Raw genomic sequence first — 4,704 nt, forward strand, 5'->3', positions numbered from 1 at the left:
AACCAAGGAGTCGCGGAACTGCAAGACCTCGTCGAAATTATGGCCGGTATCGATGTGCACTACCGGGAACGGTATCGGCGCCGGCGCGAAAGCCCTCCTGGAGGTACGCCTGGACCGTCACGACCGCCCACATCAGCCGGGCACGCAAGGCAGCCACCCCGGTGTCCAGCAGGGCGCGGCGGAATTCCTCGTCGTAGATGCGGCGCAGCTCCAGCGCCTGGTCGCCCGGCATGCTGGAACACATGGTCGTGCGCTGGTCGTGCAGCAGGGCCGGAGCGGTCTGCCGGCCGTAGCTGGCGATGAGTCCCCACATCCAGCTGGGCACCGACGCCAGATCGGTGGAATTGTGCTCGAGCCCGGCGGAAAGATCGTGCGCCTCGATCCGGACCACGGGGGAGGTTGCTTCCTCCCGGTAGAAAATCGGCGCCGCGAGCTGGAAGCATCTCTTGGTGCGCTGGACCAGGGGAATGGCCGTCAGCGGTTCGGTGGCGGAGGCGTCCTGGTAAAACGGCATGCGGCCAGTCTTACATCCGGGGCAGACGTTCCGCACGGGGCCCTCTGCGGAATGCGCGGCCGGTGAGCCCATACGCGCCGCGGCCGCGGGGCCAGCCCGGTGGTACCTTCGCGGCGGCGGTCGTGGCACACTCGTGCCATGAGCCCTGTGAGCCGCAAGCGCAAGCCGAAAAAGCTGAAGAACAGCCGGTTCGGTGGCCGGCAGGGCGGGCCGGCCGGCGACCCGCTGCTGGAGCTCTACCGCGAGTTGGAGCGGCCGTTCGCCGACACACTGGACTCGCCCAGCCCCATCGATGCCCATTCCCTGGCCGGGTACCTGCTGGACCTGTGGGACACCGCCGATGCATCCGGCCAGCAGCGTCGTCATGAGCTGTTTTACGCCTGGCTGGATCTGGCCGAGGACCGCACCGGCCCCGGGACCGTGCCGATGCTGCGCGCGCTGGCCTTCCTGATCGATCGTCCGGACATGCGCCGCGACGCCGAAACCCTGGCCGATCGGTTGGTGGCCGACGGGTTCACCGAGCCGGAATGGGCCAAGCATCCGGTGGCCGTGACGGCCCTGCACCGTTATGCGGACGTCTTCGGCGACGAAGCCAACATGCTCTTCGAATTCACGACCGGCACCGAGAAGGTGGGGCTGCTGGCGCTGCTGGACGGCAACATCTTCGGCGGCACGGTGATGGAAACCGGGCTGGTGGACGATCCCGCCGCCGCGCTCAAAGACCTGAACGCGGACGCCCAGGAAGCCGGGCTGGTGCTCGACGCCGACGCAGACCTGACCGGCGCCGCGCTGGACGCCTGGGAGGGCCTGGACGCCTCGACGGACCTGCCGGAGCACATGGTGGACGAGGACTTCGGTGCCCGCCGCTGGGTGGCCCAGGCGTGGCTGCGGACGATCATCGAGCTCGCGGACGATACCGAGGACGAGAGCGAAGACTGGCTCTCCGACGAGGACTATGCCGAGCTCGACGACGCCGAGGCGGGGGCAGGGGCAGTGGCGGGGACAACTGTGGCGGGCACCGGGTCCGAGGCCGCCGACACGCCCGCCGCCGGCGCGCTGCCGTCCGGCGGCCCTGAACCAGGGCCTGTCCGGGAAGAAGAACTCGAGGCGCTCCGGCAGGAGGAAATCGAGGAGACGGCCGCCCGCTATGTGCGGGAGACCGGGCGCGAGTCGCCCGCCGAACGCGCCATGGTGAACCTGGTCCTTGGCTACGGCTGGGATTACGACGGCGGGCGCCTCACCCGGGTAAGCCCGGTCAAGCTGGATCTGATCAGCGAAAGCGTGCTGGCCGAAGGGGGACTGGAGCCGGTCGACCCGGGCGAGGTCACCGCCTTCCTGCACCGCTGGGTGGACTGGTGCGCACCGCGGGAGGAACTGTCCGCGCATGCGGTGGCCGTCCTGCACCGGCACCTGGACGGGGGCTAGGAACCCGGCCGCTCCACGGCGCTGGCGGCCCCGGCCCCATCATCGTTCGGCGCCCTCCAAGGCCCGTTCGGCGCCCCCATCATCGGTTCGGCGCCCTGAACCCGGGCACCGGTCCGGTCAGGAGCGCGCGGCGGTCAGTTGGTCCGGGTCCGCGCGGTAGCCGAGCACCAGCCCGGCATCCAGCTCCACTGTCTCACCGTTGGCGATGTAGCCCCGCGGCGTGTCGTGGAGGAGATTCAGCGTGAGCCGCAGGATCGTGCCGTGGGCCACCACGATGATGTTGCGGCCCGGGTAGGTGCGGAGCACTTCCTGCAGGCCGGCGATTCCGCGGGCGGCCACCTCCGTTTCCGGCTCGGCCTGCCGCATGAGCGCGTCAATTTTCGGCCGTTCCAGGCCGCGCAGCACGGTGCCTTCGATGCCGCGGTAGTCGCGCTCCGAGAGGTCCGGCACGGTTTCCGCCAGCTCCAGCCCCACCTGGCTGCCGATGATGCGGGCGGTCTCCATCGCGCGACCCAACGGCGAGGACACGAGGACGTTCCAATCGCTCTCGGCCAGCCGGGCTCCGGCGTCCAGCGCCTGCCGTCGGCCCACGCCGTTGAGCGGCACATCCGTATGCCCCTGCAGCCGGCCCTCAGCGTTCCAGTCGGTCTGCCCGTGACGTACCAGTGCCAGCACTTTTCCCCTTTTGCCCGGTGGACGGGACGGTTCCCACAGTGACATGTCCCCTGATCAACCATAGCCCGACGGCGGTGCGCGCCTGCCCGGATGCGGCTCCCGGCAGGCGGAGGGAGCTTCCTGGCGCGGCGGTCTGAACGGCGCGGGGAGCGCGGGTGGCGGCAGGGTAAACGGTTCATGAGAAAGCCCTCATGCGGCTGTCATGTTCGTTTCATCGCGGCTGTGTTGACTCATTCCTGACGCACCCAACAACCAAGGAGCAGGCCATGACCATCACAGATTTCCCCGCAGGCGCCGCCGGAACAACAGGACTCGAAGCACTCGGAGCGCCAGTCGAAGCGACCGTCGGCTCGGCGGAGGAGGTTTTTGCCGCATCGACCGTCGGTGCGGCCGAGGAGCTTTTCGGCCCGGCGGCCGCTCCGGCAGACCCGCAGCGGCTGCGCCGTGCCAAGAAGGCGTACACCACCCGGTTCCTGGCCGAGCGCCTCTGCCTCGACGCCGCCGGCTACCAATTGCTGCATGCCGCCCCGGCCGCCGGCGACGTGGTGCTGGCCCGGGTGGTCGAGATCGGCAAGCACACCCGCTTGGAGAGCCCGGCCTCACGGCGGCAGGCAATGTTCGTCGGCGACGAAATCCTGGTGGCCTACGGCAACCGGTACGCGCCGGACCAGTTCCTGGCGGTGGTACCCGGCGACCTGTCCGAGTGCTCGCTGGTGGCCGGCGGCGGACTGGCGGCGCGGGTGCTGGAACAGCACGCGGGCATCGACATGGCCACCCGCATCCAGCCCATCGGCCTGCTGGCGCGGGACGGGCGCGTGGTCAACCTGGCGGATATGGCGCCGCACTCGATCGGCGCCGGCACCGCACTGCCGGGACGGCCGCCTGTCATTGCGGTGCTCGGCACGTCCATGAACTCCGGCAAGTCCACCACGCTCGGCTGCCTGGTCAAGGGCCTGACCGCGGCCGGCCTAAACGTGTCCGCGGGAAAGGCCACCGGCACCGGCGCTGGCAACGACCCGCTGCTCTTCGCCGATGCCGGAGCCGCGAAAGTGCTCGACTTCACCGACTTCGGCTTCCCGACCACCTACCTGCTGGACTACGAGCGCGTGCGCGGCCTGCTCACCAGCCTGATCGACGCGCTGACCACTTCCGAGACCGACGTGGTGGTGGTGGAAATCGCCGACGGCGTCTATCAGGGCGAAACGGCCCGGCTGCTGGCCGACCCTGTGTTCCATGCCGCCGTGGACCATGTGGTGTTCTCCGCGGCCGACGCGCTGGGCGCCACCGCCGGCGTGGCCGTCCTGCGCGATGCCGGTGTCAGCGTGCCCGCCGTCTCCGGCCTGCTGACAGCCTCGCCGCTGGCCGCCCGGGAAGCTGCCGGCGTCATTGATGCCCCGGTGATCAACACCTACGACCTGTGCGACCCGGCCACGGCCCTGCAGTTGCTGCCGGAGCGGAAGTAACGGTGACGGCCCATGGGGCCAAGGCCGCGCGGGCGGCACGGGATCGGGAGGATTCACCGCGGGAAGATCCGCAGCCTGCCGAAGGGCGGCTGCCCCAGCTGCTGCGCGGCCGGCGCCGCTGGCTGATGGCGGCCCTGCTGGCGACCGGCCTGCTGATGGCCGCGGCCGCCGGGTTGAGCGCGCTGCTGATGACCCGGCTGCTGGGCGGCACCGCGCCGGATGCGTCCGGCATCCTGCCGCCCGCCCTCGGCCTGGCTGCCGCGGCGCTGGGGCTGGGCGGACTGCGGGCCGTCGAGCGCGTTCTGGCCGAAAAGCTCGGACAGGACTACATCCACGAGATCCGCAAGGGACTGGTGGCCGCCGCCCTGGCCACCGACCGCGGACCGTCGCCGGGGGTGACCATCGCGCGCAGCACCAACGACCTCTCCAGCGTCCGGAACTGGATCGCGCTGGGCATCGCGCCGCTGGCGGTCGGCATCCCGCTGATCGCGGGAACTGCGGTGGCACTGTGGTTCCTGTCCCCGGTGCTGGCGTTCGCCGTCGTCGTTCCCCTGGTGCTGCTGGCAGCCGGGCTGGCGCTGCTGTCACGGCCGGCATTCCAGCGCGCCGGCGCGTTGCGCCGCCACC

Annotated in this window: 3 protein-coding genes and 3 pseudogenes; 3 read left to right on the forward strand and 3 right to left on the reverse strand. The window is 70.5% G+C overall.

The genetic code is table 11. The features are described 5' to 3' along the window. A pseudogene (locus AC5RV2_RS14805) lies at positions 1 to 96 on the reverse strand (sulfate adenylyltransferase subunit CysD); the annotation flags it as partial. A 34-nt stretch (positions 97 to 130) separates the two neighbouring features. Then, positions 131 to 586 (reverse strand): annotated as a pseudogene (locus AC5RV2_RS14810) (DUF1353 domain-containing protein); the annotation flags it as partial. A gap of 66 nt (positions 587 to 652) precedes the next feature. On the opposite strand from AC5RV2_RS14810, the gene AC5RV2_RS14815 reads away from it, so the two are divergent. After that, positions 653 to 1,939 (forward strand): hypothetical protein, encoded by a 1,287-nt coding sequence (locus AC5RV2_RS14815; RefSeq protein ID WP_494092963.1) that lies wholly within the window; start codon positions 653 to 655, stop codon positions 1,937 to 1,939. 117 nt (positions 1,940 to 2,056) lie between these two features. Here the strand turns inward: AC5RV2_RS14815 and AC5RV2_RS14820 are convergent, their stop codons facing one another. Next, entirely contained in the window at positions 2,057 to 2,614 is a 558-nt protein-coding gene (locus tag AC5RV2_RS14820) for a histidine phosphatase family protein (RefSeq protein ID WP_494092964.1), read from the reverse strand. A 266-nt stretch (positions 2,615 to 2,880) separates the two neighbouring features. Here AC5RV2_RS14820 and AC5RV2_RS14825 point away from each other — a divergent pair, with 266 nt between their 5' ends. Together AC5RV2_RS14825 and AC5RV2_RS14830 are read left to right on the forward strand one after the other, a co-directional pair. Continuing rightward, the gene (locus tag AC5RV2_RS14825; RefSeq protein ID WP_494092965.1) at positions 2,881 to 4,077 is read left to right on the forward strand and encodes a P-loop NTPase family protein; all 1,197 of its coding nucleotides are present in this window, start codon (positions 2,881 to 2,883) and stop codon (positions 4,075 to 4,077) included. A 2-nt stretch (positions 4,078 to 4,079) separates the two neighbouring features. Then, positions 4,080 to 4,704, forward strand: a pseudogene (locus AC5RV2_RS14830) (ABC transporter ATP-binding protein); the annotation flags it as partial.

It is taken from the genome of Arthrobacter sp. Y3225116 (assembly GCF_059091245.1).